Origin of the sequence: Brevibacillus migulae, assembly GCF_004521915.1 — a bacterium.
GTDB classification, from domain to species: Bacteria; Bacillota; Bacilli; order Brevibacillales; family Brevibacillaceae; genus Brevibacillus_F; species Brevibacillus_F migulae.
Window position 1 is genome coordinate 1 of the sequence record NZ_SDKD01000080.1, and the last position, 454, is coordinate 454.

Annotated in this window: 1 pseudogene; it reads left to right on the forward strand. The window is 50.2% G+C overall.

The features are described 5' to 3' along the window. Positions 1 to 440, forward strand: a pseudogene (locus tag EIZ37_RS25675) (ATP-binding protein); the annotation flags it as partial. Between the last annotated feature and the right edge of the window lie 14 nt (positions 441 to 454).

Below are 454 nucleotides of genomic sequence, written 5' to 3' on the forward strand. Positions count from 1 at the left end.
ATGGAGGCCATTGGACAAGGATTACCTGTCTATTTTGTCTCACTCGCACAGCTCGTGGGCGATTTGCGGAAAGCTTACGAAGAGAATCGCTTGGATAAGCGATTGAGGGTATATCTCCGTCCACGCATCCTCATCGTGGATGAGGTGGGCTACCTCCCCCTCGATCCCTTGCTGCGAACCTGTTTTTTCAGTTGGTTTGTGTACGCTACGAGAAAGGAAGCATGATTCTGACAAGCAATAAGAGCTTCGGTGAGTGGGGCGAACTCATGGGTGATCCCGTTCTTGCAACAGCTGTTCTTGATCGCTTATTGCATCACTCCCACGTCGTAAACATCAGAGGGAACAGCTACCGGCTAAAGGAAAAACTGAAAACCGGAATCTATTCGACGCCAGGCGCTCAGGTGGGTCAAAATTATCCCGGCGCTAGTGGGTCAAATTAATTCCGGCGTTGACA